The organism is Bartonella sp. AA2SXKL, assembly GCF_042197205.1.
Lineage (GTDB): Bacteria > Pseudomonadota > Alphaproteobacteria > Rhizobiales > Rhizobiaceae > Bartonella.
In genome coordinates, this window is the sequence record NZ_JBHIRN010000091.1 from 1 (window position 1) to 308 (window position 308).

The 308-nt window shown below is 36.0% G+C and carries 1 pseudogene; it reads left to right on the forward strand.

Annotated features, from left to right (window positions below):
• Positions 1–302, forward strand: a pseudogene (locus ACFINS_RS09945) (ParA family protein); the annotation flags it as partial.
• Positions 303–308 lie beyond the last annotated feature (6 nt).

Sequence of the window (308 nt, forward strand, 5' to 3'; positions counted from 1 at the left end):
AAGCTGTACGCCGTTCTATCGCTCGCGCTGTTTTATTTACTCAGTATAAAGTTTTTGCTAACTCTAGATCTTTTCATTTTGTATCATCTCAGTTTAGAAAAAATCACCAAATTGATACCTTCGAAACTGAAATCAACGAGCGTGATGCATTCTCAGCGATTTTTGCAACTGGAGATTTTCATCGTGACCTCAATACAAAGGAAGTCAATGACCTCAACGCTGCAATGAATAATTATGAAGTATGCGCTGCAGAAGTTATTAAAAAACTGAGAGATAATCAGACCAAGAAGAAAATAACGTAATGCATT